Raw genomic sequence first — 24,625 nt, 5'->3', positions numbered from 1 at the left:
CCCCCTTGTTTCAGACGTCTAAACAGAGGGTAGACCATCTTTGAAAAATAGCTGGCTATCGAATTAATAGCCGTTTTCAATGATTCGCGACGCCAGAACCGGCCGCCGCGAACGCACAAAATGATGTGCCCTCATCTTCAAAGACTACGAACCGGGCGCACAGTTCTAAAAAGTTGAAGCCCCGTGATTACCCGGTTTAGAGCATTCGCCTTCAGGCTTCATCCTTGAGCTTGAGCAGTGGCTCCTGGAACCGCAGCAAACGACCGGCATTGCCCAACACCAGCAAGGTGCTGAGGTTGTGCAGCAACGCCGCAATCATCGCCCCGGCAGCGCCAAGCCAGCCGAACGCGGCGAAGGCCACGATCGCCAGAGTCCAACCTAGCCCGATGATCACATTCACCTGTAACGTTTGGCGGCACTGACGACTCAGGCGCACGCAAGTACCGAGGCGGCGCAGGTCACTGCCGATCAGCACGATATCCGCCGATGCCAAGGCGATGTCCGCACCGCCCGCGCCCATGGCGACACCCACCACGCCAGCCTTGAGGGCCAGGGAATCGTTGATCCCATCGCCGACCACCATCGGCCGGAAACCGCTGTCGATTTCCTTGAGCACACGCTTCAGTTTGTCTTCGGGCAGGGCCTGCGCTTCGACATCACTGATCCCGACATCCCGGGCGAGCGTTTGTGCGACGCTGTGCCGGTCACCGGTGAGCAACAACTGGCGACCCAACCCGAGGTCGCGCAACTCACCCAAGGCAAATTGCGCCTCGGGTTTGACGCTGTCGGCCAACAACAACCAGGCGAGAAATTCACCATTGAGCGCCAGCCCGGCAATCGGACCGTCGTGATCGGGAACCTCCGTTGTACTGATGCCCAGTTGCGCGAACAGCTCCGGCCGGCCGAGCGCCGCTTCGCCCTGCCCGGTCATCGCCACCACGCCCAGGCCCTGGCGCTCATGGATGTCAGTAAGCAGCAGGAAGTGCTCCTGGGTCACCAACCCCGCCAGCGCACGGCTGACCGGGTGACTGCTGGCCGAACCTAGGCTGGCAGCCAGTTTCAGGACATGGCTGCGATCCTCAAGCGGACTGTCAATGGATTGCAGGCGCAAGGTGCCGAAGGTCAGCGTCCCGGTCTTGTCGACCACCAGCGAAGTCAGGTCCGCCAACTCTTCAAGGAACGCAGAACTGCGAATCAGAATCCCGTGGCGTGCCGCTACCGCCACCCCGGCAATCGCCGTGGCCGGCGCCGACAACACCAACGCACAAGGACAGGCCGCCACCAACACCGCGAGCATCGCTTGAGCGTTGTTGGTGATGAACCAGGTCACCGCCGCCAGCAGCAACACCAGCACCATATAGCTGCCCGCGTAACGCTCCAGCAGACGAGTGATCGGCGGTTTCGAGCGCTCGGCGTTTTGCATCAGGGCGATGACTTTGCCGAGGGTCGATTCCTGGCCGGTGCGGGTCACTTCGATCCGTAGCAGACCGTCGAGGTTGATCGCGCCGCCGAACACCGACATGCCGACGCCCGCCTCCATCGGTACCGATTCGCCGGTAATGGAGGCGGTGTCCAGGCTGGCCTGGCCGGACAACACCCGGCCATCCGCGGGCACCCTGTCCCCGGCGCGTACCTCGACCAGGTCGCCCGCCTTGAGCGTGCCGTTGTCGACTTCGATGATGGAGCCGTCCGCCTGAACCTTGCGCGCGTGGCTGCGGGTCAGTTTGCCGAGGGCGTGAATCGCCTCCTGGGAACCGATCACGCTACGCTCTTCCAGCACGTGGCCAAAGATCATGATGATCGGCAACAGGGCCGCCGTCAGCAGATCCCCGGTGGCCCAGGCACCCAGCATGGCCAGGGCGATCAATTGATCGGTGATGCCGTGCAGGCTTGGATAACGCAGGCTGTACCAGGCTGAACGCATGACCGGAACGGCGACCAGCAACGAAGCAAAACCCAGCAGCAGTTGACTGACACCAGTCTGCTCCGGCGCCAGCCAACGCCAGATCAAGCCCAGCGCGAGCAGGCCCAACGCGAGCATGGCCAGGGTCAACTGGCGCGCGGCGCGGCGCTGTTCGGCCGATGACAACAGGCTCGATACGGCGGCGGTTTGAGCGGTCATTGTGCAGCTCCCTGAATGATCAGGCGGGAATCGTCTTTAGGGTCGACCGTCGTGACGGAGCCGGCCTGGCCGAGGATCTTCGGCATCCGCTCGCGATAGATGCGCAGCAGCATTTGCGGGTCAGTCCCCTGCTGCTGAGCCTTGGCCAGGCTCAATACTGTGGCGGTATCTGCCGAGGCTTTGGCCAGTCGTTCGCTCGCCTGGGCATGGGCCACTTGTAGCGTACGGTCGGCTTGCTCGTTGGCGGTCTGCGTCAACTTCTCGGCTTCGGTGCGCGCATTGGCGACGGCCTTATCGGCTTGCTGGCTGGCCGTCAGTACCGCGTTGAAAGCGTTCACCGCAGGGCTGGGCAGACTCGATTGCACATCCACTCGCGCCACTTCGATCCCCAAGCCTTGTCCTGTTGTCGTGAGTTCGGCCAGCCGTTGATTGATGCCCTGCACCAGATCGCCTCGTAAGCGCTCGCGCCGTTCCGCCGCCTGGCTATCAGCGCCGATCAATTCCGGGCGAGCGACCAGGATAGTGTCCAGATCCCGTGCGGCCGTGAGCGCGACCGCACTGCGGGTCACCAGACGATCCAGTGCCGGCAACACGTGTTCGCCTTGAAGCACGAATGCATAGGGCTCGGTGACTTTGTAGAAAACCCGCACATCGAGTTGCACCACTCCGGCATCCCCCGTTAACAGATAGCCGGAACCTGCGAGGGCATCGCTGATGGGTGTGGCAAAACTGGCCACGCGATCTGCCTGCATCGCGGCACCACTGCGCAACAAGCCTTCCACTCGGCGCTCGATCACCCGATCCGCCGCCGGCAACAAAATCACCTGCTCGAACGGTTGCGGCCAGGCCAATAACAATCCGGCATTCTGAATGCGATCCAGCGCGCCGAAATGCAAAACCACCGCGCGATTCTGCGGATCAATCTGCCTCACATTGGAAAACGCCCACGCCAATGCCGCCAACACCGTCACCGCGTAGAGGGCGAGAAACGCCAAGCGCCCGGCCTGAATCCAGGGGCTGCTCAACTCATTTGTTCCACGTGGAACCAAACTCATGGCTGCGATCCGGACTTGTTGTCGAAGCTCGGCGGACCGTCAACCAACACCCGGAACGGTGCGGCATCGGTACGCAGAATCAGCTTGGTTCCTGGCGTCACCACCGTGCCCAAGGTGTCGAGCGAGCGCAGCAGGTTGTAGAGCTGCGGCGATTGCGCGTAGGCGCGGCCATAAATCTGCGCCGCTTCGACGCGCGATTGCGCTTCGATATCTGCTGCTTTCACCGTGGCATCGGCCTGCACAATTCGCGCATCACGCTCGGCGGCGGAACGAATTTGCGCGGCTTCACGCTTGCCGATGGCAGTGCGCTCAGTAGCGATGGTTTCGCGCTCGGCACGCATCCGGTCGACCGTCGCGGTGAGCGTCACCGAAGGCAGCGTCAATCGCTCGATACCGACCTGTAACACGCGCACACCATAAGTGGTGAGCAACTGCTGATCTATTTGCTTGCGCAGTTGTGTTTCGAAATCGGCGATGCGTACCTGGCTGGCATCTGTATTGACCAGGTTCGCCAGATCAAAACTGCTGGCGGTGGTTTCCAGCGCGGAGCCGACAAAGGTGCGAATCTGCCGCGCGGCTTCATCGGGCTGGTTCTGCACCGCGCGCATGAAACGTTGCACATTGTCCGGATCGCCCTGCACCTGCCACGCCACATAGGCCTGAACGATGATGCGCAGACCGTCTCGTGTGCCGACATCCTGCAAACCGCTGGACGTGGTACGCAGCCGCAGATCCACAGGGATCGCCGCTTCGAACGGTGCCGGCCAGCGCCAGCCCAGTCCCGGCTCCAGCAAGACCCGTGAGGGGTTGCCGAAGCGCGTGATCACCGTGGCCTCACCCGAGCGCACCTGCACCAGGCTCGCGGCAGCGACCGCAAACGCCACCAGCAATGCCGCCCACCCCATCCGACGCCATGGGAATGGACCGGCCTCCTGCGGATCGCCGTGATGATGATGGCCGTGGTGATGGTGCCCGCCATGGCCGTGATCGTGGCCGGCGTGGTCATCGTGATCGTGAGTATGGGACTGGCTCAATTGGCAGCTCCTGGCTGAGCGGTTTTACGCGACGGCGCAGGGTCAACCGGCAGCGTGAACGTACGGAGGTCGATGGTCGGCGCATTGCTGCTGCCGCCCAGACGATGATCGAGAACCAGTAACTTGGCATTGGCCAAACCCTGGGACAACTGACTGAAATACTGTTCCAGCACAAAGGCCTGACCGGCGCTGGCATAGGCTTTTTGTTCGGCGTTGAATTTCAGGTCCGCTGCCTGGGCGCCGGCATTGATTTCGCGGGCGCTGGCCGTCGCCTGATCGCGGGCGATGCTGGCCTGCAACTGCGCCTGATTGGTAGCTTCGGCAGCGGCGCCACGTTCACGGGCGATCAAGGCTTGCGCGCCAATCTGCGCCGCTTGCACGCCGTGATAGGCATTGGCTGCACCGGCCGGAGGGTGAATAGCCTCGACCACCGTGGCGAGAATTTCCACGCCGCTGTCGAGTTTTTGCAGGTCCGCCTGAACCGCGCGGCCGATCTCTTCAGCCAGCCCTACCCTGTCCTCGCCAAGCAATCCGTCGAGGGTGCGCGAGGCGAAGTCGTGAACCAGGATTCGGCTGGCGGTGCTGCGAATCAACATCGGTACATCGGCACTGTTATAGGTCGCGGCCAACGCCGCCTCATCGCTCAAACCAATGCGATAGACGAAACGCACGTCCATGTTGACGATCTGAAAGCTCTGCTTGTCGGCTCGGCTGCTGGCGATCACCTGGGACTTGTCGTTCACATGGCTGGCGTCCCACAGACGATTGGCAACTGCCGGGGCCGGGCCTTCAGCGAGGTCTGCCTGAGCAGGGGCCGTGGTTTCGCCAACACTGGTGGCCAACTCGTGTACCACGCCATTCTCGACGCTCAACACCCGGCCCAATGGCCAAGGCAATCCCATATGCAAACCCGGGCCAAACACCTCCACTGGCTTACCGAATCGTTCATAGATGCCACGCTCTTGCAGGGCAATTTCGTGAATGCCCGTCAGCGACCAGCCAACAAGTGCAACCACCGCCAACACCGGCAGGAAGGCCCGACGCATGTAAGTGAAGGCCCAGATCTGCCGCAGGTCGATGCCGAAGCGGTTATGCAATTCGTGCTGCAACGCCAGCAATGGCTGTGGCGGCCAGCGCAACATGTCAGCGATAAAACTGCGCGCCAGTAGCTCTGACTCAAGACGTTCACGGCGCGGGCTGAACAATGACAACACCGCGCGCAGCAACAGTTCTGCCGCCACCAGCCCCGGCAGCAGTCCAATCAACACCGCCAGGCGTACGGGCCATACCGAGGTTTCATCGGCAAACAACAGGCAAAAAGCACCGAGCGCCAAGCTGATGATCACCACACGGATCAATTGCGCCAACGTAGCGGCTTCAGGCCATTGCGCGGTGTTTTCCTGCGCCAGATGACGCTCCATCACCAACAGGCCGAACGCCAACAGCAAGAAGCACGCTGCCCCGACAGTAGCTGCCAGCCCCAGTGCTGCCGGGGGCAATGTGAGGTTCCAGGCCTGTTCGACGCCCAATACCGCCAACAATCCCCAGCCACCAAGCCACAGCGTTGGCGCGCCGATTTGCCCGAGCAGGTGCTGCGATTGCAGGCTGATCCGGTCCAGCAAACGCTCATACCACCCCGAAGGCGCGACAGATTCGTCGACAGCAATCACCTTCCCCACGGGGTTCATGGCGCGAGCACGCCACTGGGCCACCCACCAGGCCGATTGCAAACCCGCCATCAACACGACAAACGCCATGCTCAGGTTCAGCAGCAATGTTGGCCACAGTGTTTGCGATGCAAACAGCCCGGCAAAAAACGCCAGCAGCACACCTACCGTCGCGAGCACGCCCGCACCGATGGCGAACTGGCGCAAACGCCGCCCTTGAATGAACGCCTGCTGAAAGCGCGGCAATCCGGCCAACGGCGTTTCATCAACATCGAGATCGACTTGCATACCACCCCAGAGTGTCTTCGCTTGCATGGCAGTTCGTTACGATATAACGAAAATGGTGAAATTTTCGTACTCGAGCGCGCGATCTAAAGATGCCCAACCTGTCACTTGGCTGAAGCCTTGACCGAAATGCGGCAGAATGCACATATTACGTTCGTAATTTTACTCAGGAACTACTTTTACCCATCCCTTCCCCATTCGATCCAGGAGTACATCCATGAGCACATATGACGTCGTGATACTCGGCGGTGGCCCCGGCGGTTACAACGCGGCGATCCGCGCCGGACAACTGGGTCTGAAAGCTGCCTGCGTGGAAGGACGCGCCACACTTGGCGGCACCTGCCTGAACGTCGGTTGCATGCCATCCAAGGCGTTGCTGCATGCCTCCGAACTGTACGACGCGGCCAAGGGCGCGGAATTCGCCAATCTGGGGATCGAAGTCAAACCCGTGCTCAACCTCAACCAGATGATGAAGCAAAAGGATGAAAGCGTTACCGGGCTGACCAAGGGCATCGAGTTTCTTTTCCGTAAGAACAAGGTCGACTGGATCAGAGGATGGGGCCACATCGACGGGCCGGGCAAAGTCACGGTGACCGATAGCGCCGGCGGCAAGACCGAACTAAGTGCCAGGGACATCATCATCGCCACCGGTTCCGAGCCCACTCCCCTGCCCGGCGTGGATATCGATAACAAACGCATCCTCGACTCCACCGGTGCCCTGGCGCTGACCGAGGTGCCCAAGCATCTGGTGGTGATCGGCGCTGGCGTGATCGGCCTGGAGCTGGGTTCGGTCTGGCGACGCCTTGGGGCACAGGTAACGGTGGTCGAGTTTCTCGACCGGATCTGCCCAGGCGTGGACATCGAAGCCGGCAAAACCCTGCAGCGCTCCCTGAGCAAACAAGGCTTGAGTTTCAAGTTGAGTTCAAAAGTGACCAGCGCCACCACCTCCGCCACCGGCGTGCAGCTCAGCATCGAGCCTGCCGCAGGCGGTGCCGCCGAATTGCTTGAAGCCGATTACGTGCTGGTGGCCATCGGGCGCCGACCTTATACACAGGGCCTGGGCCTGGAGAACGTCGGCCTCGCCACGGACAAGCGCGGCATGCTCGCCAACAAGGGGCATCGCACCGAAGCCGTCGGGGTCTGGGTGATTGGTGACGTGACCTCCGGCCCCATGCTCGCCCACAAGGCCGAGGACGAAGCCATGGCCTGCGTCGAGCAGATGGTCGGCAAGGCTGGCGAGGTCAATTACAACCTGATCCCCAGTGTGGTCTACACCAAACCGGAGCTGGCCAGCGTCGGCAAAACCGAAGAGCAGCTCAAGGCTGAAGGTCGTGCGTACAAGGTCGGCAAGTTTCCCTTTACCGCCAACAGCCGGGCGAAGATCAACCACGAGACCGAAGGCTTCGCCAAAGTGCTGGCCGATGAACGCACGGACGAAGTCCTCGGCGTGCATCTGGTTGGCCCGAGCGTCAGTGAAATGATTGGCGAGTATTGCGTGGCCATGGAGTTCAGCGCCTCGGCCGAAGACATCGCCCTGACCTGCCATCCACACCCGACTCGCTCCGAGGCCTTGCGCCAGGCGGCGATGAATGTGGAGGGGATGGCGACGCAGATGTAAGACTTGAAGAGTTGCAGTGACTGATTTATCGCCTTCGCGAGCAGGCTCGCTCCCACATGGTTTGCGCTGTACCTGTGGGAGCGAGCTTGCTCGCGATGGCAGGCAACTCGGTCTACAGCGGCAAATGCTCCAGCGGCAACACCCCCGGGGCCTTCACAGTATGAATCGCAAAGTTGCTGCGGATGTCGCTCACACCCGGCAACTTCAGCAAACGCCCGGTGAGAAACCGGTCATAGGCACGCAAGTCCGGCACCACTACCTGCAGCAGAAAATCCGACTCACCTGATACCAGAAACGCCGAAATCACCTCCGGCAATGCCGTCACCGCCAGTCGAAAGGCTTCGGCTTGCTCATCGTTATGACGCTCGACCTTGACCCCGACAAACACTGTCAGCCCCAACCCCACTTCGTCGCGATCCAGATTGGCCTGGTAGCCGCGAATCACCCCCGCCTCTTCAAGCATCCGCACCCGGCGCAAGCATGGCGATGCCGACAGGCCGATCTCGTCTGCCAGTTGCACATTGCTCAGGCGGCCATCCCGTTGCAGTGCGGCGAGAATCTTGCGGTCGTAGGCGTCGAGTTTCATGGTTTGGCAGATCCTGATGGTTCAATGAGTTTCATGGTTTGGCAGATCCTGATGGTTCAATCTTGATTAAGTGGCAGATTATGCCAATACATGACCCGATAGAAGCTGACAACGCAAGCACCTGCCCCGCCCTTCAGCCCTAGACTGGCACGACCAAATCGACAACGAATGGGGTGCAACATGCAAGGTCTCTGGCTGTTTTTCATGGCACTGGCGGTGGTCTACCTGTTGCCGGGGCCCGACATGATCCTGCTGTTGCAGACCGGTGCCCGCCAAGGCAAAGGCGCCGCGCTGGCCACGGCCGTGGGCCTGGGTATTGCCCGGGGTTGCCATGTGGCATTGGCGGCGCTGGGGCTGGCGGCACTGTTCAAGGCAGCGCCCTGGACGTTCGACGTGGTACGCCTGGCCGGTGCCGCGTACCTGCTGTGGATCGGCATTCAGTGCCTGCGAACCACGATGCTGCCGAGCCTCCCCAGCGCCGACACAACCGGCGAAAAACCGCGCTGGGGCGCAGCCATCCGACGCGGACTGCTGACCAACCTGCTCAATCCCAAGGCACTGCTGTTCTGCTCGGTGCTGCTGCCGCAATTCATCGACCCACAGTCTGGGCCGGTGCTCGGGCAATTTGCGACCTTGGGCGTGGTGCTGGTTAGTGTCGGGTTGCTGTTCGACAGCGCATACGCCCTGGTCGGCGCCGCACTCGGCCGTTGGCTGCAACGCAGCCCCTCAGCCCAGCGCCTGCAACAATGGTTGTTCGGCAGCCTGTTGATCGGTTTCGCCGTGCGGCTAACCTTTGTGCAACAGGCTTGAACCTCACTGCGCCTTGCGGCGGCGGCGTTTGAACATCAACAGCGCTGCTACCGCGAACGCCACTACGCTACCAACCTGTAACGGCATCTTGTACGGGCGCAAGGCCGAACGCGCAGCGTCGGTCACTTGGGTCACGTAGCGTTTGTCGGCGTTTTCGAAGTCGGGGTACGGGCACTGGTGGCCGAAATCGGCGGCCCATTCCACGTAAGGCCCTTCTTTGACATAACGCTGATATATCGCACTTTGCTCTTCGAGGCTGCTGTTCCACCCCGACGCCTCGCACAGCACCGCCGCAAACGCCTGACTGGTGTGAGGCAAGTTATCCGCCGCCTTGCTCGCCAGCGCGGTGGCCACGAAGCGATAGTGATAACGCTGATCAGGCTGGGCTGCGCTGGCCTGCTGGCGCTTCACTTCGTCCTCGGCCACCAAAGGACCGACCTTGAGTTCGGTGTTTTCGAGAATGTAGTTACCGCCGAACGTGGCGTAATCCGGCGCCATTTCATAGCCCAGAATGTCCATGCCCCACTCGCGTGCCGTCCAGGCCGCATTGAACAGCGCAGCGGCGCGACGGGTCGGCCACCAGGCTGAATCAGCCGCCAGACGTTGCTCGCCATACAGTTTTGCCTTGTGCCGCAAGCCGTCATTGTCGAAGTACGCCGGCGCCTGCTCGTAATGCCCCTCGCGCAACAGCCGACGGCCCAGCAGATTGCGCAGGCTCGCCGCCACCGGCAAGGGCACATAGTTGTCGCGGTCCTGCTGGCTGAGCGGCGGCGGGGCCGGCACTTGAGTGTCTACGTAGTGCTTGAGTTCTTCGAGGGTCAACACGCGCTCGGCAACGGTGGCGGCGTCGAACCAGTAAGTGCTCTGGCTGCGATACAGCTGATCGAAAGCTTGCAGGTAATCCCCGCGTTGCAGGGCCAGGATCGCACTTTCACCCTCGACCCGGCATTTGGGCTGGAGCGTTTCGTAATCGAAGTCCGGTGTGCGGCGCTCGCCCCAGGACTCATTCTGCGGGAAGGCCTGCGCCGCTTTGGCATAGGCTGCGGCGGCCGCGCTCTTATCGCCCTCGCGCACCGCCAGTTTTGCCCGCAGCCACCAGGCCAACCCACCATCGCCAGCGTGTTCGAGGAAAGCCTTGGCGCTGGCGTAATCACCCTGTTGATAATTCATTGCCGCCAGGCGGTCGGCGTTTTCGAGGCTGCCACGGGTACTGTTTTGCAGCAGCTTGATCATTTTCTGTTCGTTGGGCGGTTGATCACCGAACGACCACCCCAACCGACTGATCAGCGATGCTGTCACCAATTGCTGCACTGGCTGGCCCTTGAGCAACTCGGCCACTTGATCATCCGGCAGCGTCATCAGGTCCGCCATCAACAACTTCAACGAGGTGTAGCCCACCGCGGAGCCGTGCAGATTCTGCGTGGCGTACAACTCGATGGCGCGGTTCCAGTCGCCAGCGGTGCGCACCACCCGGGCTTCTTCACCGAGGCTCGCGACACCCAGTTCCAGTGGATCACTGAAGCCGTCGATGCTCAGTTGCCGGGTTTGCTCGAAGGCGTCACGGGATTGTTCGAGCAGATCCGGAGCCGCATTGGCTTCGGCGCTCATGGCGAACAACGCTCGACCCAGCGAGTAAGCCGCCCAGGTGCTGCGCGAGGCCCGTTGCTCTGCGGGCAGGGCCAGCACTTTCTTGAAATACCCGGCGGCCAAGGCAGGATCACCCGCGGCAAATGCCACAGCGCCGGCCAGGTACAACCTGAGCTCAGGCGGCAGTTGCGCGCCCTCGCTTTCAACCTGGCGGGCATCGGTCAGGCTGCGCAAGTGTTTCACCAGCACCTGTTGCTCGGCGGAAAGTCCCGCCTGCTCGGCTTGATCGCGCAGCGCTACAGCGTCAGGTACATCCGTGTAGTCAACGCCAGCGGTGACGTTCTTCAACCCGTTGATGGCGTGGCCGAGGCGGCTGATTTCGAAGCTGAAGTTGCCTTCCGGCAGTTCCGCCAGCGACTGGCCTCGGTTATCCAGCAGGCGCATGGGGAAGTCCGGGCCGCAGGCCAGTGCCGAACCCAGCGGCAGGCTGAGGCTCAGGCAAAGCAAATGACGCGGCCAGTTACGGGTGAACATTCGAACCTCCTTGATCAATGTGTGCGCAGCGAGCCCAACCAACGGCACGCTGTCCGCCGGCCGGTATTCGGCCATCACGCAGGCGGGTGAAGGTAAGCAGATCCGGACGCTGTTGCAACGCGTAACCGGCCAAGGCATCGGCCCCCTCACAACCGCTGACCGCCAGTGTCAGGCGTTCGGGCCAGGCGCTGTCGAGATTGCCCTGGTTGCTGATGCCGATGTCATAAAGGCCATTGTCGGCCGAGAGTTTCAGTTTCAATTGACTGTCGAGGACATCACCACGCGCCACGGCGAGCAAAGTGGTCAAGCTCCAGGCCCGACGGTCGTTGGCCAATGGCAGGCGAAACCAGATCAGGCCTGCCAGATGTTTCGGTGGATCGGCACGCAACTCGGTGCCGAGGGTGCGCAATGACTGAGGGTCGGCAAGCAATTCCCGACGCAGCCCTTCACGCTCCACCGTCACTTCGCTTTCCACAACGGGCGCGCCACCCGCCGAGGGCAGCAACGCCACGCCATAGGCCGGCAGCGCCAGATAGAACGGTTTCGTCGTGATACGGCTCCAGGCCTTCGCCCATTGCCGGGCCTGATCAGCATCGAACAAGCCACGACGCGGATCGCTCACCGCGTGCACCTGCAACACACTGCTGTCGACTGTGGATAACAGCGCCGGCAGTTCGCGACTGTCGAGCCAGGATGGCAACGCGGTGATGCTCAGTACCAGCGAAGTCGGCAATGCTCCGCGCAACTGCGCGAGAAATTGGCGGTACTCCGGTAGCCGAGCGTTACCGGCATCGTGGTCGATTTCCACGCCGGCGAGGTTCAGCCCCTGTCCCTGCCAGTCGCCGATCACCTGGCGGATTTGCGCTGTGATCTCATCCTGATCCAGCGCCTTGAGCTGCCCATCCAGGCGAATCACCGCAATCACCGGCCGGCCATCGCGCTTGAGCAGTGCCGGGTCAATCCGGGCTCGACTCCAGCCCGCGTTGGGAAAGGCCTGCAAGGCCAGCACCCGCAACGTCGAAAAGTCGGCGCGGCTATCCCTGAGGGCAGCGTCGTGGGCCGGCGTCCACTGCCGCTGCCAGACGTAAAGCTGTTGATCCAGCGGCGGTGCATCCTGTCTTTCGCAACCGGTGGTGAGCGCCAGCGCCATCAGCAAGACCATCGAGCGAGTGAAAAAAACCATTGAAACGCCTGTTCCTGAAATGCAGAAAGGGCCTGTGCGGTGAATGCCAGTCAGTTAAGCGTTTAAACACCGCAAACCTTGTGGGAGCGAGCTTGCTCGCGATGACGGTTGGACAGTCACACAAGGGGTGCCTGACGGTCCGCTATCGCGAGCAAGCTCGCTCCCACAATGTCCGGGGCTTAACTGACAGGCACTACCCTCTGCGGCCCTTGTTCGTTCTGCCCCTACCCTACTCAGCCATCGACCGGCGGGCAATGTTCGCCTGCAATGATATTCAGATATCGAGTACCAGCGGCTGCGCCCCCTGCGCCGGAATCGCACAGCAAATCAGCACCTGTCCGTCATCCGGCACCTCCGCTGGCGGCAGTGGGTAATGCACCTGACCGCTGATCAAGCGCGTTTTGCAGGTGCCGCAGGAGCCGCCGCGACAACTGAATTCCGGGCGCAGGCCACGGCTTTCCGCCAACTCCAGCAAGCTGCCGCCGTCTGGCTGCCAGCGCGCCTCCTTGGCCGAACGCTGGAACACCACGGGCACGGACGTGGTGGCGGCTGGCGGTTGTTCGATGACCACCGCATCGGGGTCCGGTCGCCGGCGCAAGGTGGACGGGCCGAAGGTTTCGGCGTGAATCCGCGAATCGCGAATGTCCAACTCGCGCAAGCCGTCGTACAACGCCTGGGTAAAACTCCCGGGACCGCAGACCACAAAATCCGGCTGATCGTAGTCCTCGACTGTCAGCAGATCCTTGAGCAGCGCGACGTCGATCCGTCCACTGAGGTCGAAGTCCTCTCCTTGTATCGCCTCGGCTTCCGGTTGACTGAGCAAACGCACTACCCGCACCGCGTCACCGGCATCCTCGAGCAAGCGATCCAGTTCGCGGCGAAATGGCTGGTCGGCCATCGTGCGCGAACTCTGGATGAACCATGTCGGCCGGATACGGCGGGTGCGTAACCCTTGGTACACCACTTCCCGCAGCATCGATAACAGCGGCGTGATGCCGACCCCGGCCGCCAACAACACCAAGGGTCGACGCTCATGGGGCGCCACGGTGAAATGCCCCTGCGGCGCCCGCGCCTCCAGCAGGTCGCCGACACGAATCTGCTCATGCAAATGCGTAGACACCCGTCCGTCACGCTTCACGCTGATGCGGAAAAAATCATCGGACGGTGCGCTCGATAAACTGTACGTGCGGATATGCACATCGCCATCAATGTTGAAGCGCAAAGGCAAATGCTGCCCGGCCTGGAACAGTGGCAACCCCGCTCCATCGGCGGGCTCCAGGTAAAGCGAGCGAATGCTGTGGCTTTGCGCTTCAATCCGCGTCACCCGCAACGGCCGCCACTGATCGCCCAGGGCCTTGGCCTGCAAACGCGCCTTGGCCTGCTCCCAGGTACCGGTGAGCAAACTGGTGGGTGAAACGCCGTCGAAGCGCCAGCGCAACGACAGGGCAGCCGGACGACGTACCACTTGCTCTACATCGATCGTCCACAGGCGCTCGGCCCCCTGGAACGCCTCGACCTGAGGACCGTCCAGGATGATTTCGGTGCGCCCGCTGAGTTGCAGCAAATCACCGGTATTGAAATCGATGAACAATAACCCGGCCCGGGGATTGAGCAGCAGGTTGCCCAAGGTGTTGAAATGCAGGTTGCCGGCGAAATCCGGAATGGTCAGGCGATTGCCTTCCACCTGTACGAAACCGGCCTGACCGCCGCGGTGAGAAACATCCACCGAGCGTTCACCGTCGACGTCCACATAACTGGCAACGAAAAAGGTGTCCGCCTCGGCGATCATGGCTTTGCTCGCGTCATCCAGTTCGCCGAAATGCTGGGCGGCACGGGTCGCAGGATCGGTCAGCGGCACCGAGCGAAACTGGCGCAACTGAATGTACTGCGGGCAATTGCCGAAGGATTGGTCCACCGTCACTGCGAAACCATCCATGGTCATGGCACTGACATGCCCATTGATGCGGTTGCGGCGGCGGGTGTGCAACTCGATGCCCAGCAGTCCGATGGCCGAGCCTTCGCTCAACTGCGCGGGATCATCAAAGGCCGGCAGACTGCGAAATTGCAGCAAACCAGGTTCTGGCGAGTGTGCGAAACCGGGCTGGCCTTCAAGGACACTGCCCCAGGGATGACCGTCGGCATCCACCGCTGCGTACAGCATGAACGGCAATTGTTGATAGAAGGTGCGGTGCTGGTCCGGCATCTCGCTGCGAATCACCTTACGACCGAACGCCTCCATTCGTTCGGCAACGCCCACATGCGCCTGCAATTGTTTCTCGCCGGCATGCCAGGGTGAACGGTCCATATGGCTGCTCCCTTGCGCCTGTGGCGCAGAACGGGGCGGCCCGGCAACACCGGGCCAACCAGCATCAGGCGGTTTTTTGCAGGCCGGCGACGGTGCGCGGCATGCCGACAAAACCCGGCAAGGCTTCGATGCGGGCCAGCCAGGCACGAATGTTGGTGTACTCGTCCAGCGACACATTGCCCTCAGGCGCATGGGCGATGTAGCTGTAGGCGGCGACGTCGGCAATCGTCGGATCAGTGCCGGCCAGATACGGCGTATCGGCCAATTCGTGATCGATTACCTTGAGTACGGTATGGGCATAGGCAATCACTTCTGCAGCGTTGTAAGGCGCGCCGAACACAGTAATCAATCTTGCCCGGGCAGGGCCGAAGGCAATCGGACCGGCCGCCACCGACAACCAGCGTTGGACCTTGGCGGCCCCTACCGGATCAGCCGGCAGCCAGCGACCGTTGCCGTACTTTTGCGCCAGGTAAACCAGAATCGCGTTGGAATCGGCCAACACCACGCCCTTATCATCAATCACCGGCACCTGACCGAAAGCATTGAGCGCGAGGAACGCCGGTTGCTTGTGTTCGCCTTTGGCGAGGTCAACGAAGATCAATTCGGTCGGCAGTTTCAGCAGGGACAGCATCAATTCGACACGATGAGCGTGGCCGGAACGTGGGAAGTTGTAGAGTTTGATCGCTTGCATGGTCGACACCTCGGGTAAGTGGTGCTGTTCAGTGGAGAGATGGGTCGTATCTTCTACCCTCGACCAAAACAACAGAATCACCAGCAAACGCAATCCATTATTTCACCGGATGAAATAACTCAACGCCTGAGCGCCGGATGCTCGCGCAGCGTGTTCACCGCGAAATCAACAAAACTGCGCACCCGGGCCGGTGCTTTACGTCCGCCCTGATAGACCACATGGATGGGTAACGGCGGCAGTTCGAAGTCCGCCAGAATGATTTCCAGCTCTCCGGCAGCCACCTTGTTCGCGACTTGATAAGACAGCACCCGCGTGAAGCCTAACCCCAAACTGGCCGCCGTGATGGCTGCCTGATTCGCCGTCACCACCAGTCGCGGTTCAGCCCGCACGCTCAAGGTTTCGCCGTCTTCGATGAATGGCCAACTCCGCAACTGGCCTATGGCCGATGTCGCAATGATTGGCGCCTGGGCCAGTTCCCGGGGATGTCGGGGCCGACCATGGCTGGTGAGAAACTGTGGCGAGGCGCAGATCACCCGCCGCACGTCCCCCACGCGGATCGCATGCTGATTGCTGTCAGGGAGTTCGCCAATGCGGATGGCCACATCGACGCCCTCCTCGACCACGCTCACGATCCGGTCCACCAGCAGCGCGTTGATGCAGACCTCGGGGAATTGCGTCAGATAATTCACCATCAACGGCGTGACAAACAGCTCGCCAAACAAGACCGGTGCGGTGATGGTCAGTTGCCCACGGGGATGGATATGGCTGCCCGCTGCCGAGTCCTCGGCTTCCTGCACCTCGGCGAGAATTCTCCGACAATCCTCCAGATATCGCTGACCAGCCTCGCTCAAATAAACGCTGCGCGTCGTACGCGTGAGCAGTTGTGTGCCTATTCGCTTCTCCAGCGCCGCGACCGCTCGGGTGACGCTGGCCGCCGACAGACCCAAACCCCGCGCCGCCGCCGAAAAACCCTGCTCCTTGGCGACAGCAGCGAAGACCTGCATTTCCTGGAAGCGGTCCATGGGACTGTCCTCATTTCAGATAGATAAACCGCAACCGAAGGCCGGAATGTTAAGCGCAAATGTTCAACAACATAGTTGGGCGCCAGACCATCAGGTAAATCAATGGGCTACTGCACTGTAGCGCCTGCACCGTAAAAACCAAGCGTGTCACAAACCTCAAAAAGCGGACCGGGGATTATTGATAATTAATGACGATTATTTTCTTGCGACGGGTGCGACTGTTGGCAATTATTCTGATCAGCCCGCTGCAACGGCAAATGCCCGGTAGAGAAAAAGGAGCCATTGGCTCAGCTTCCAAACCGCTTCAGTCAAGGGCTCGCAGCGGACTCCATCAACTGCAGCAGGATTCCAGCCTGTATAAACAGGCGGAATATACGACTGCTCCTATACTACAAACCACCTGTTACCTATTGGGTTTTTGGTAGGTACCTCATTGAAGTTTTCTCTACTTAAAGTAAAGCGTTATCGGTTTTTAACGCTTTGACGGCTGCCCGTCGATCCTGCTTTATGGATTCACTTAGTAGGGAAGAGTTGAACTTCAACGGCCTGGCTAACCTGTGTGACACAGCAAGGAGTTCGACAATGTTGCGCACTAATATTTCCGCTAGAGCACTGTCCGGTGGTTTGCTCGATGTACTGATTCGCGCCGGGTTGATTACGGTGCTGGTACTGTTCTGCTTCCAGATCTTCCACCCCTTCCTCAACCTGATGCTCTGGGCAATGATTCTGGCCATTACCCTGTATCCCCTGCATGCGCTCATCAAGCGCAAGCTGGTCAACAAGGACGGTCGTGCCGCCACCCTGATCGTGGTGGTCGCCCTGGCTTTGCTGATGGTACCGATCTACCTGCTGGGCACCTCGATCAGTGAATCGGTCCAGGGCACCCTGGCGGTCCTCAAGTCCGATACGTTGCAGATTCCGCTCCCCAGCGAAAAAATCGCTTCCCTGCCGCTCATAGGCGAGCCGCTTTATGGCTACTGGATGCAGGCCGCCACCGACATGAGCAGCGTGCTCATGAAGCTGATGCCTTATATCAAGTCCGTCGGCCTGACCTTGTTGGGCAAAATGGCCGATGTTGGCGTGGGCTTTCTGTTGTTCATCGGCGCCCTGATCATTGCCGGCGTGTTCATGGCCTATGGCGAAAACGGCGAAAGAAGCGCCCTGGCCATCACCTCGCGCCTTTCCGGACCAGAGCGTGGGCCACGCATTACCGTGCTCTGCACTGCAACCATCCGCGCAGTCGCCCAGGGCGTAGTGGGCATCGCGTTCATTCAGATGTTGCTGGTCGGCGTGGGCTTCGTGCTCATGGGTGTCCCCGGTGCCGGGCTACTGGCCATGGTGGCGCTGTTGATGGGGATCATGCAATTGCCGGTACTGCTGGTGACCCTTCCGGTGATCGCTTTTGTCTTCGCCACCGAAGGGACCAGCCTAGCCACCGTCATATTTGGCATCTACAGCCTGATTGCCGGGATGGCCGACAACGTCCTCAAACCGTTGATGCTGGGTCGTGGCGTCGATGTTCCGATGCCGGTGATTCTGATTGGCGCCCTGGGCGGCATGGTAAGCGGTGGCTTCATCGGTTTGTTCATCGGGCCGGTGGCGCTGGCGGTGGGCTACCAATTGTTCTGGCAATGGGTCCAGGACCAACCGTCTGCCGAGCTAATGAACGAGACACCCGAGATCGAGGCGTTGAACGATCAGCGTCCTGTCTGAGGAGTTTGCGCTTGATGCCACGCCCTGCTCGCATCAGCCGGCTTCTGCTCTGTGGCACCGTCGTCCTGGGGGGCTGTGTACAACTGGGCCCGGATTTCCAGTCGCCGGCCCAGCCCTGGGTCGACCACTGGAACAGCCCGGCCCTGGAGGTCGCCGGCCAACAACACGCGCAACCTGACAGCCGCCAATGGTGGCGCGTGTTCAACGACCCGGTGCTGGACCATTTGATGGCCGAAGCCGATGCCCACAACGCCGACCTGCACCTCGCTGGCCTGCGGGTGATGGAGTCCCGGGCGCAATTGGGTATCGCCCTGAGTGGACGCTACCCGCAATTGCAGCAGGCCAGCGCCGACAGCCTGTACCTGAACCGTCGACAATCGGGCGGCGCCAACCCTCAGGACACGCATTTCTGGCAATACAGCGCCGGTTTCGATATCGGCTGGGAGCTGGATTTCTGGGGGCGTTTCAGCCGTGCCATCGAGTCGGCGGACGCATCCTGGTTTGCCGCCCAGGCCAACTATGAAAATGCCTTGGTGCTGTTGCACGCGCAACTGGCGCAAAACTACTACGCCTTGCGCACCGCCGAGGCACGCCTGGCCATCGCCCGCAGTAACGCCAAATTGCAAAAACGCAGCTACGAGATCACCGAGCGCCTGTTCAACAGCGGGGCCGAAGCCGAACTTGATCTGCAACAAGCCAAGACCCAGTACCTGGGCACACTCAGTACCATCCCGGATTTCGAGAGCCAGGTGGCGAGCTTGCGCAATGCGTTGTCCACCCTGATCGGCCAGCCACCCGGCTCGATCCCTGACCTCAATCGCAACACCGGCTTAGTGCCGCTGCTCGATACTGCGGTCTTGCAGGATGTGCCGGCCAACCTGCTGGTGCGGCGCCCCGATGTTCGTGCTGCCGAGTTGCAAGTGGCGGCGCAGTCGGCGTTGATCGGTGTGGCCGAGACTGACCTGTACCCCTCCATCAGCCTGCTGGGCAGCATCGTCTGGTCTGCCAGCTCGCTCAGCGGTGCATCCAACACCCTGGACATGGTGGCCGGCCCCAGTTTGCGCTGGGACATCTTCGACCACGGCCGGATCACCAACAACGTCCGCGTGCAGGATGCGCGCTTGCAGCAACTGATCGTTATCTACCAGGACAGCGTGCGCCAGGCGGCACGCGAGGCGGACGACGCCGCGACCGGCTTGATCAAAGCACTGGAGCGCGACCGGATCCTCAGCGATGCATCGGTGGCCGCCGAACGTTCCGTGACCCTGGCCAATGCCCAATACCGCGAAGGCTATTCCGATTTCCAGCGCGTGCTGGATGCCCAGCGGGCTCTGTTTGCCCAACAGGATATCTACCTGGTCAACCGTGGCACCGCGGTCAACAGCCTGATCGCCCTATACAAGGCTCTGGGCGGAGGCTGGTACAGCGACCAGCCGATGATCGACCCGGCCACCCGCAAACAAATGCAAGAACGGACCGATTGGGGCGATCTGCTCGACGAACCGAAGGAAAGTGCCAATGACTGACAGCCAACAACCGGCCGCCGAGAAAGCCCCGACACCTGCCGCCGACCCTGCGAAAAAAGCGATCAACTGGGTGGTGCTGCTGATCATCCTGAGTCTGGTCTGGTACCTGATGGCCGACCGTTACACCCCCTACACGCAACAGGCACGGGTGCAGGCCTTCATTGTACCGGTGGCCGCCGAGGTATCCGGCCGGGTGACCAAGGTGCATGTACGCAACAACCAGGACGTAAAGGCTGGCGAATTGCTGTTTGAAGTCAACCCGGAGCAGTACCAGATTGCCGTCGATCGCGCTCGCGCCGACCTTGAGTCGACCCGTCGCCAGGTGGGCGCCAACACCGCCGGTGTCGACTCCAAGCAAGCATCACTGCGTGCATCCCAGGCCAACGAGCTCAAGGCACGCCAGGACATCCAGCGGCTTGAACGCCTGTACAGAGAAGACCCGGGCACCATCTCGCTGCGACGCCTGGAGATATCCCGCGCCACCCTGGAAGAATCCATCAGCCAGGTCGCCGCGGCCAAGGCCGAAGTGCAACGTGCGCGCGAACAACAGGGCGGTAACGAAGACGAAAACGCCCAGTTGCTCAGCGCCGCCAGCAACCTTGAAAAAGCCGAGCTGGACTTGAGCAATACGAAGGTCCACGCGCGCTCGGCCGGCCTGATTACCGATTTGCGCACCGACGTCGGCCAGTTTGCTTCCGCCGGTGCGCCGGTGATGACCCTGATCGCCATCCACGATGTCTGGATCAGCGCCGACATGACCGAAAACAATCTGGGAAGTGTCCAGCCCGGGACGCCGGTGTCCATCGTCCTCGACTCCCTGCCGGGGAGAATTTTCAAAGGCCATGTGCGTAGCGTCGGCTATGGCGTCGATATCGGCCAGACCACCCAGCCGGGCAGCCTGCCGAAAGTGGAGAACAGCCGCGATTGGTTGCGCCCTGCCCAGCGCTTTCCGGTGATCATCGAGTTCGAACCCGGTGAGTTGACCGGCCCGCAAGGCATCCGGTCTGGCGGGCAGGCCGAAGTCATGGCATTTCCGAGTGAAAGTAACCCGCTGAATTTCCTGGGTCGCCTGTTCCTGCGCCTGATGAGCTGGATGTCCTATGCGTATTGAGCGCCCGCCCCGGGTTCAGCGCGCCCTGCGCCTGAGCTTCGGCACGGCGCTATGCCTGGCGGCGAGCTTTGGTCTGGCCCTGCCCATCCCGTTCCTCTCTCCGATGCTGGCGCTGATGATGCTGGCAGCGATGAACCGACCATTGCCGTTCAAGGCCAGCCTGGGCCTGATCCTGATCCTTATGCTGACCACCGGGACCGGCCTGCTGCTCATTCCCCTGCTGCGTTACTACCCGTTCAGTGGTGTGCTGCTGGTAGGGCTATGCCTGTTCCTGGCCTTCGGATATGGCCTGCGCGGCGGCAACCCGCTGGTGGCGACTTTCCTGGTGGTGGGCCTGACCTTGATCAGTTCGGCCGGAACCGCTGAATTCGCCCTGGCGCTTGAGGTGATCGTGGCCCTGGTCAAGGGGCTGTTCCTGGCCGTCACCACGCTGACCATCAGCCATTGGCTGTTTCCCGACCCCGCCAGTGCCCCCGCGGCCAAACCCGGACCGAGCCTTACTCCAACCGAAAGCAGTTGGCTGGCGCTACGTGCCACGCTGGTGGTACTGCCGACTTTCCTCCTGGCCATGATCGACCCGGCCAGCTACCTGCCGATCATCATGAAAGCCGTCAGCCTCGGCCAACAAAGCTGCGCGACCAGCGCCCGCACCGCCGGCCAGGAGTTGCTCGGCTCGACCCTGCTCGGTGGCCTGATGGCGATTCTTTTCTGGTGCGCACTCAGCCTGTTCGTCAACCTGTGGATGTTCTTTCTGTGGATGCTGCTGTTCGGTCTGCTGGTGGCCAGAAAACTCTACGGTGTGGCCATGACTCGACAACCACCGAGTTTCTGGCTCAACAGCCTGGCGACCCTGATCATTCTGCTCGGCCAATCGGTACAGGACAGTGCGGCGGGCAAGGACGTCTACACCGCCTTCGCCATCCGCATGGGCCTGTTCATACTGGTGACCTTGTACGCCTGTGTCATGGTCCATCTGCTGGACATGCGGCGGGAGCGTCGAATTACGACCGCCTAGAAACAGAAAAACCCCCTGAGAAGGGGGTTTTTCACCTGTGGATAACTTATTCCACAGTGACCGACTTCGCCAGGTTGCGCGGCTGGTCAACGTCGGTGCCCTTGAGTACGGCAACGTAGTACGACAGCAGTTGCAGCGGGATGGTGTAGAGAATCGGCGACAGGATGTCGTGGATGTGCGGCATGTGCACAACGTGAGTGCCTTCACCGTTGGTCATGCCGGCCTTCTCGTCAGCGAAGACGATCAACTGGCCACCGCGGGCGCGGACTTCCTGAAGGTTGGACTTCAACTTCTCCAGCAGTTCGTTGTTCGGCGCCACGGTCACCACTGGCATGTCGTTATCCACAAGCGCCAACGGGCCGTGTTTCAGCTCGCCGGCCGGATAGGCTTCAGCGTGGATGTAGGAGATTTCCTTGAGCTTGAGTGCCCCTTCCATCGCGACCGGGAACTGCGCGCCACGGCCGAGGAACAGCGTGTGGTGTTTCTCGGCGAACAGCTCGGAGATTTTTTCCACGGTGCTGTCCATGGCCAGCGCCTCGCCCAGACGGGTCGGCAAACGACGCAACTCTTCGACCAACGTCGCTTCGACACCTTTGGCCAAGGTGCCACGAACCTGACCCAGGGAAAGCGTCAGCAACAACAGGCCAACCAATTGCGTGGTGAAGGCTTTGGTCGAAGCCACACCGATTTCGCGTCCGGCCTGGGTCAACAGGGTCAGATCGGACTCACGCACCAAGGAGCTGATGCCGACGTTGCAGATCGCCAGGCTGGCCAGGAAGCCCAGTTCCTTGGCGTTGCGCAGCGCGGCCAGGGTGTCGGCGGTTTCGCCGGACTGAGAAATGGTCACGAACAAGGTGTCCGGCTGCACCACCACCTTGCGGTAGCGGAATTCGCTGGCGACTTCGACCTGGCAAGGAATGCCGGCCAACTCTTCGAGCCAGTAACGCGCGACCATGCCGGCGTGGTAACTGGTGCCACACGCGACGATCTGTACGTTACGCACTTTGGCGAACAGTTCGGCAGCCTGTGGGCCGAATGCCTGTACCAGTACCTGGTTCTGGCTCAGGCGACCTTCCAGGGTGCGCTGCACCACGGACGGTTGCTCGTGGATTTCCTTGAGCATGAAGTGGCGGAACTCGCCCTTTTCAGCGGCTTCGGCGCCGTCGCGATACTGCACGGCTTCGCGCTCGACGACCTTGCCGTCAACGTCCCAGATCTGCACGCTGTCGCGGCGGATTTCAGCGATATCGCCTTCTTCCAGATACATGAAACGGTCAGTAACCTGACGCAGGGCCAACTGGTCGGATGCCAGGAAGTTTTCCCCAAGGCCCAGGCCGATCACCAGCGGGCTGCCGCTGCGGGCTGCGACCAGGCGATCCGGTTGCTGCGCGCTGATCACTGCCAGGCCGTAAGCACCGTGCAACTCTTTGACGGTCGCCTTGAGGGCGACGGTCAGATCGCGCAGATCCTTGAGTTTGTGGTTCAGCAGGTGGGAGATGACTTCAGTGTCGGTGTCCGAGGTGAACACATAGCCCAAGGCTTTGAGTTGTTCACGCAGGGCTTCGTGGTTTTCGATGATGCCGTTGTGCACCACCGCCAGGTCGCCGGAGAAATGCGGGTGGGCATTGCGCTCGCACGGCGCACCGTGGGTGGCCCAGCGCGTGTGGGCAATGCCCAGACGACCGACCAGCGGCTCGGTGGTCAACGCCTGCTCCAGCTCACTGACCTTGCCCGGACGACGCACGCGCTCGAGTTTTTCATCGTTGGTGTAGACCGCCACGCCAGCGCTGTCATACCCACGGTATTCGAGGCGTTTCAGGCCTTCGACGAGGATGGCGGTGATGTTACGTTCTGCGACTGCGCCGACAATTCCACACATGCTATTTCTCCTGACTGACAGCCGCGCAAATCAAAGTGATGCCGCGGGCCTGAATCTGATCGCGAGCCTCAAGGGGCAGGCGTTCATCGGTAATAATGGTATGGACACTGCTCCATGGCAGCTCCAGGTTTGGAATCTTGCGGCCGATCTTGTCGGCCTCCACCATCACGACTACTTCGCGGGCGACTTCAGCCATGACCCGGCTCAGCCCGAGCAGCTCGTTGAAGGTGGTTGTACCGCGAACCAGATCGATGCCATCAGCGCCGATAAACAGCTGGTCGAAGTCGTAGGAGCGCAGTACCTGCTCGGCAACCTGCCCCTGAAAGGACTCGGAGTGCGGGTCCCAGGTGCCACCGGTCATCAACAGCACCGGTTCGTGCTCAAGTTCGCTCAGGGCATTGGCGACATGCAGCGAGTTGGTCATCACCACCAGACCGGGTTGCTGTCCGAGTTCCGGGATCATGGAAGCGGTGGTACTGCCACTGTCGATAATGATGCGCGCATGCTCGCGAATTCGCGCGACGGCGGCACGGGCGATGGCTTGTTTGTATTTGGAAACCGGCTGACCAATGTCGGCCACCAGTTCCTGAGGCAGGGTGATCGCCCCGCCATAACGACGCAGCAACAGGCCATTGCTTTCAAGTGCCGCCAGATCCTTGCGAATCGTAACTTCCGACGTTTCGAAGCGCTTGGCCAACTCATCCACACTGACTTCGCCCTGCTGATTGAGCAAGGCGAGGATGTTGTGACGACGCTGAGGTGTGTTGCGCTTTGACATGAGCTGGTAAGTTTCGTTTCGAAAGATAGCGGAAGCAATCAAAACCTATCAGCGAAACTTCGTCAAGCACCATGCGATAAAAAGAGCTGTGGATAACCCTGTGT

18 protein-coding genes are annotated in these 24,625 nt (G+C 61.2%); 6 read left to right on the top strand and 12 right to left on the bottom strand.

The annotated features are described in order from the left end of the window. Nucleotides 1–211: 211 nt before the first annotated feature. From AC1RS8_RS03435 to hflK (AC1RS8_RS03420), 4 genes are read right to left on the bottom strand one after another with little or no spacing between them, the layout of a single operon-like run. Nucleotides 212–2,122, bottom strand: coding sequence for a heavy metal translocating P-type ATPase (locus tag AC1RS8_RS03435; protein WP_489339484.1), 1,911 nt, complete (start codon nucleotides 2,120–2,122; stop codon nucleotides 212–214). Beyond that, nucleotides 2,119–3,177 carry a protease modulator HflK gene (gene hflK, locus AC1RS8_RS03430; RefSeq protein ID WP_489339485.1) on the bottom strand — a complete coding sequence of 353 codons (1,059 nt, stop codon included), beginning with the start codon at nucleotides 3,175–3,177 and terminating at the stop codon, nucleotides 2,119–2,121. Before hflK (AC1RS8_RS03430) ends, AC1RS8_RS03435 begins: the two co-directional genes overlap by 4 nt. Next, on the bottom strand, nucleotides 3,174–4,211 hold the full coding sequence (hflC, locus tag AC1RS8_RS03425; protein WP_340312772.1) for a protease modulator HflC: 1,038 nt from the start codon (nucleotides 4,209–4,211) through the stop codon (nucleotides 3,174–3,176). Before hflC ends, hflK (AC1RS8_RS03430) begins: the two co-directional genes overlap by 4 nt. Next, nucleotides 4,208–6,166: a protease modulator HflK gene (hflK, locus tag AC1RS8_RS03420; RefSeq protein ID WP_489340653.1), complete on the bottom strand. Its 1,959-nt coding sequence runs from the start codon at nucleotides 6,164–6,166 to the stop codon at nucleotides 4,208–4,210. Before hflK (AC1RS8_RS03420) ends, hflC begins: the two co-directional genes overlap by 4 nt. 214 nt (nucleotides 6,167–6,380) lie before the next feature. Here hflK (AC1RS8_RS03420) and lpdA point away from each other — a divergent pair, with 214 nt between their 5' ends. Beyond that, complete coding sequence (gene lpdA, locus AC1RS8_RS03415) at nucleotides 6,381–7,781, top strand: dihydrolipoyl dehydrogenase (protein ID WP_057712677.1); 1,401 nt, start codon at nucleotides 6,381–6,383, stop codon at nucleotides 7,779–7,781. 112 nt (nucleotides 7,782–7,893) lie between these two features. Here lpdA and AC1RS8_RS03410 read toward each other — a convergent pair whose 3' ends face one another. Next, entirely contained in the window at nucleotides 7,894–8,367 is a 474-nt protein-coding gene (locus AC1RS8_RS03410) for an Lrp/AsnC family transcriptional regulator (RefSeq protein WP_057712676.1), read from the bottom strand. 180 nt (nucleotides 8,368–8,547) lie between these two features. On the opposite strand from AC1RS8_RS03410, the gene AC1RS8_RS03405 reads away from it, so the two are divergent. Further along, nucleotides 8,548–9,177 carry a LysE family translocator gene (locus tag AC1RS8_RS03405; protein ID WP_489339486.1) on the top strand — a complete coding sequence of 210 codons (630 nt, stop codon included), beginning with the start codon at nucleotides 8,548–8,550 and terminating at the stop codon, nucleotides 9,175–9,177. Nucleotides 9,178–9,180: 3 nt separating this feature from the next. Here AC1RS8_RS03405 and AC1RS8_RS03400 read toward each other — a convergent pair whose 3' ends face one another. The 5 genes from AC1RS8_RS03400 to AC1RS8_RS03380 form a co-directional block, all read right to left on the bottom strand. Beyond that, entirely contained in the window at nucleotides 9,181–11,298 is a 2,118-nt protein-coding gene (locus AC1RS8_RS03400; RefSeq protein WP_489339487.1) for a hypothetical protein, read from the bottom strand. After that, complete coding sequence (locus tag AC1RS8_RS03395) at nucleotides 11,285–12,481, bottom strand: DUF3142 domain-containing protein (RefSeq protein WP_223501590.1); 1,197 nt, start codon at nucleotides 12,479–12,481, stop codon at nucleotides 11,285–11,287. The genes AC1RS8_RS03400 and AC1RS8_RS03395 overlap by 14 nt, the downstream gene beginning before the upstream one ends. Nucleotides 12,482–12,755: 274 nt before the next feature. Beyond that, nucleotides 12,756–14,786 (bottom strand): pyridoxamine 5'-phosphate oxidase family protein, encoded by a 2,031-nt coding sequence (locus AC1RS8_RS03390; protein WP_489339488.1) that lies wholly within the window; start codon nucleotides 14,784–14,786, stop codon nucleotides 12,756–12,758. Nucleotides 14,787–14,850: 64 nt separating this feature from the next. Continuing rightward, nucleotides 14,851–15,477 (bottom strand): glutathione S-transferase family protein, encoded by a 627-nt coding sequence (locus AC1RS8_RS03385; RefSeq protein WP_349735862.1) that lies wholly within the window; start codon nucleotides 15,475–15,477, stop codon nucleotides 14,851–14,853. 119 nt (nucleotides 15,478–15,596) lie between these two features. Beyond that, a complete protein-coding gene (locus tag AC1RS8_RS03380; RefSeq protein WP_489339489.1) occupies nucleotides 15,597–16,499 on the bottom strand; it encodes a LysR family transcriptional regulator in 903 nt (300 codons plus the stop codon). A gap of 582 nt (nucleotides 16,500–17,081) precedes the next feature. On the opposite strand from AC1RS8_RS03380, the gene AC1RS8_RS03375 reads away from it, so the two are divergent. From AC1RS8_RS03375 to AC1RS8_RS03360, 4 genes are read left to right on the top strand one after another with little or no spacing between them, the layout of a single operon-like run. Next, nucleotides 17,082–18,212 carry an AI-2E family transporter gene (locus AC1RS8_RS03375; protein WP_090452255.1) on the top strand — a complete coding sequence of 377 codons (1,131 nt, stop codon included), beginning with the start codon at nucleotides 17,082–17,084 and terminating at the stop codon, nucleotides 18,210–18,212. 14 nt (nucleotides 18,213–18,226) lie between these two features. Beyond that, a complete protein-coding gene (locus AC1RS8_RS03370; protein WP_218494581.1) occupies nucleotides 18,227–19,738 on the top strand; it encodes an efflux transporter outer membrane subunit in 1,512 nt (503 codons plus the stop codon). Further along, complete coding sequence (locus AC1RS8_RS03365) at nucleotides 19,731–20,849, top strand: HlyD family secretion protein (RefSeq protein ID WP_340312766.1); 1,119 nt, start codon at nucleotides 19,731–19,733, stop codon at nucleotides 20,847–20,849. Before AC1RS8_RS03370 ends, AC1RS8_RS03365 begins: the two co-directional genes overlap by 8 nt. Continuing rightward, nucleotides 20,839–21,864, top strand: coding sequence for a DUF2955 domain-containing protein (locus tag AC1RS8_RS03360; RefSeq protein ID WP_057712666.1), 1,026 nt, complete (start codon nucleotides 20,839–20,841; stop codon nucleotides 21,862–21,864). Before AC1RS8_RS03365 ends, AC1RS8_RS03360 begins: the two co-directional genes overlap by 11 nt. A gap of 46 nt (nucleotides 21,865–21,910) precedes the next feature. On the opposite strand, the gene glmS is transcribed toward AC1RS8_RS03360, so the two are convergent. Continuing rightward, a complete protein-coding gene (glmS, locus tag AC1RS8_RS03355; protein ID WP_057712665.1) occupies nucleotides 21,911–23,743 on the bottom strand; it encodes a glutamine--fructose-6-phosphate transaminase (isomerizing) in 1,833 nt (610 codons plus the stop codon). 1 nt (nucleotide 23,744) lies between these two features. Beyond that, nucleotides 23,745–24,521 (bottom strand): DeoR family transcriptional regulator, encoded by a 777-nt coding sequence (locus tag AC1RS8_RS03350; protein WP_057712664.1) that lies wholly within the window; start codon nucleotides 24,519–24,521, stop codon nucleotides 23,745–23,747. Nucleotides 24,522–24,625 lie beyond the last annotated feature (104 nt).

The sequence above is a fragment of the Pseudomonas sp. GW821-FHT12A04 genome (assembly GCF_058807755.1).
The sequence above is the reverse complement of the archived record's forward strand: the minus strand, read 5'-3'. Positions and strand labels throughout refer to the sequence as shown.

Bases quoted from the DNA above. Each gene is read 5' to 3' on its own strand.
- AC1RS8_RS03435 (WP_489339484.1), bottom strand. From the start codon at position 2,122: ATGACCGCTCAAACCGCCGCCGTATCGAGCCTGTTGTCATCGGCCGAA.
- hflK (WP_489339485.1), bottom strand. From the start codon at position 3,177: ATGAGTTTGGTTCCACGTGGAACAAATGAGTTGAGCAGCCCCTGGATT.
- hflK (WP_489340653.1), bottom strand. From the start codon at position 6,166: ATGCAAGTCGATCTCGATGTTGATGAAACGCCGTTGGCCGGATTGCCG.
- lpdA (WP_057712677.1), top strand. From the start codon at position 6,381: ATGAGCACATATGACGTCGTGATACTCGGCGGTGGCCCCGGCGGTTAC.
- AC1RS8_RS03410 (WP_057712676.1), bottom strand. From the start codon at position 8,367: ATGAAACTCGACGCCTACGACCGCAAGATTCTCGCCGCACTGCAACGG.
- AC1RS8_RS03405 (WP_489339486.1), top strand. From the start codon at position 8,548: ATGCAAGGTCTCTGGCTGTTTTTCATGGCACTGGCGGTGGTCTACCTG.
- AC1RS8_RS03400 (WP_489339487.1), bottom strand. From the start codon at position 11,298: ATGTTCACCCGTAACTGGCCGCGTCATTTGCTTTGCCTGAGCCTCAGC.
- AC1RS8_RS03395 (WP_223501590.1), bottom strand. From the start codon at position 12,481: ATGGTTTTTTTCACTCGCTCGATGGTCTTGCTGATGGCGCTGGCGCTC.
- AC1RS8_RS03390 (WP_489339488.1), bottom strand. From the start codon at position 14,786: ATGGACCGTTCACCCTGGCATGCCGGCGAGAAACAATTGCAGGCGCAT.
- AC1RS8_RS03385 (WP_349735862.1), bottom strand. From the start codon at position 15,477: ATGCAAGCGATCAAACTCTACAACTTCCCACGTTCCGGCCACGCTCAT.
- AC1RS8_RS03380 (WP_489339489.1), bottom strand. From the start codon at position 16,499: ATGGACCGCTTCCAGGAAATGCAGGTCTTCGCTGCTGTCGCCAAGGAG.
- AC1RS8_RS03375 (WP_090452255.1), top strand. From the start codon at position 17,082: ATGTTGCGCACTAATATTTCCGCTAGAGCACTGTCCGGTGGTTTGCTC.
- AC1RS8_RS03370 (WP_218494581.1), top strand. From the start codon at position 18,227: ATGCCACGCCCTGCTCGCATCAGCCGGCTTCTGCTCTGTGGCACCGTC.
- AC1RS8_RS03365 (WP_340312766.1), top strand. From the start codon at position 19,731: ATGACTGACAGCCAACAACCGGCCGCCGAGAAAGCCCCGACACCTGCC.
- AC1RS8_RS03360 (WP_057712666.1), top strand. From the start codon at position 20,839: ATGCGTATTGAGCGCCCGCCCCGGGTTCAGCGCGCCCTGCGCCTGAGC.
- glmS (WP_057712665.1), bottom strand. From the start codon at position 23,743: ATGTGTGGAATTGTCGGCGCAGTCGCAGAACGTAACATCACCGCCATC.
- AC1RS8_RS03350 (WP_057712664.1), bottom strand. From the start codon at position 24,521: ATGTCAAAGCGCAACACACCTCAGCGTCGTCACAACATCCTCGCCTTG.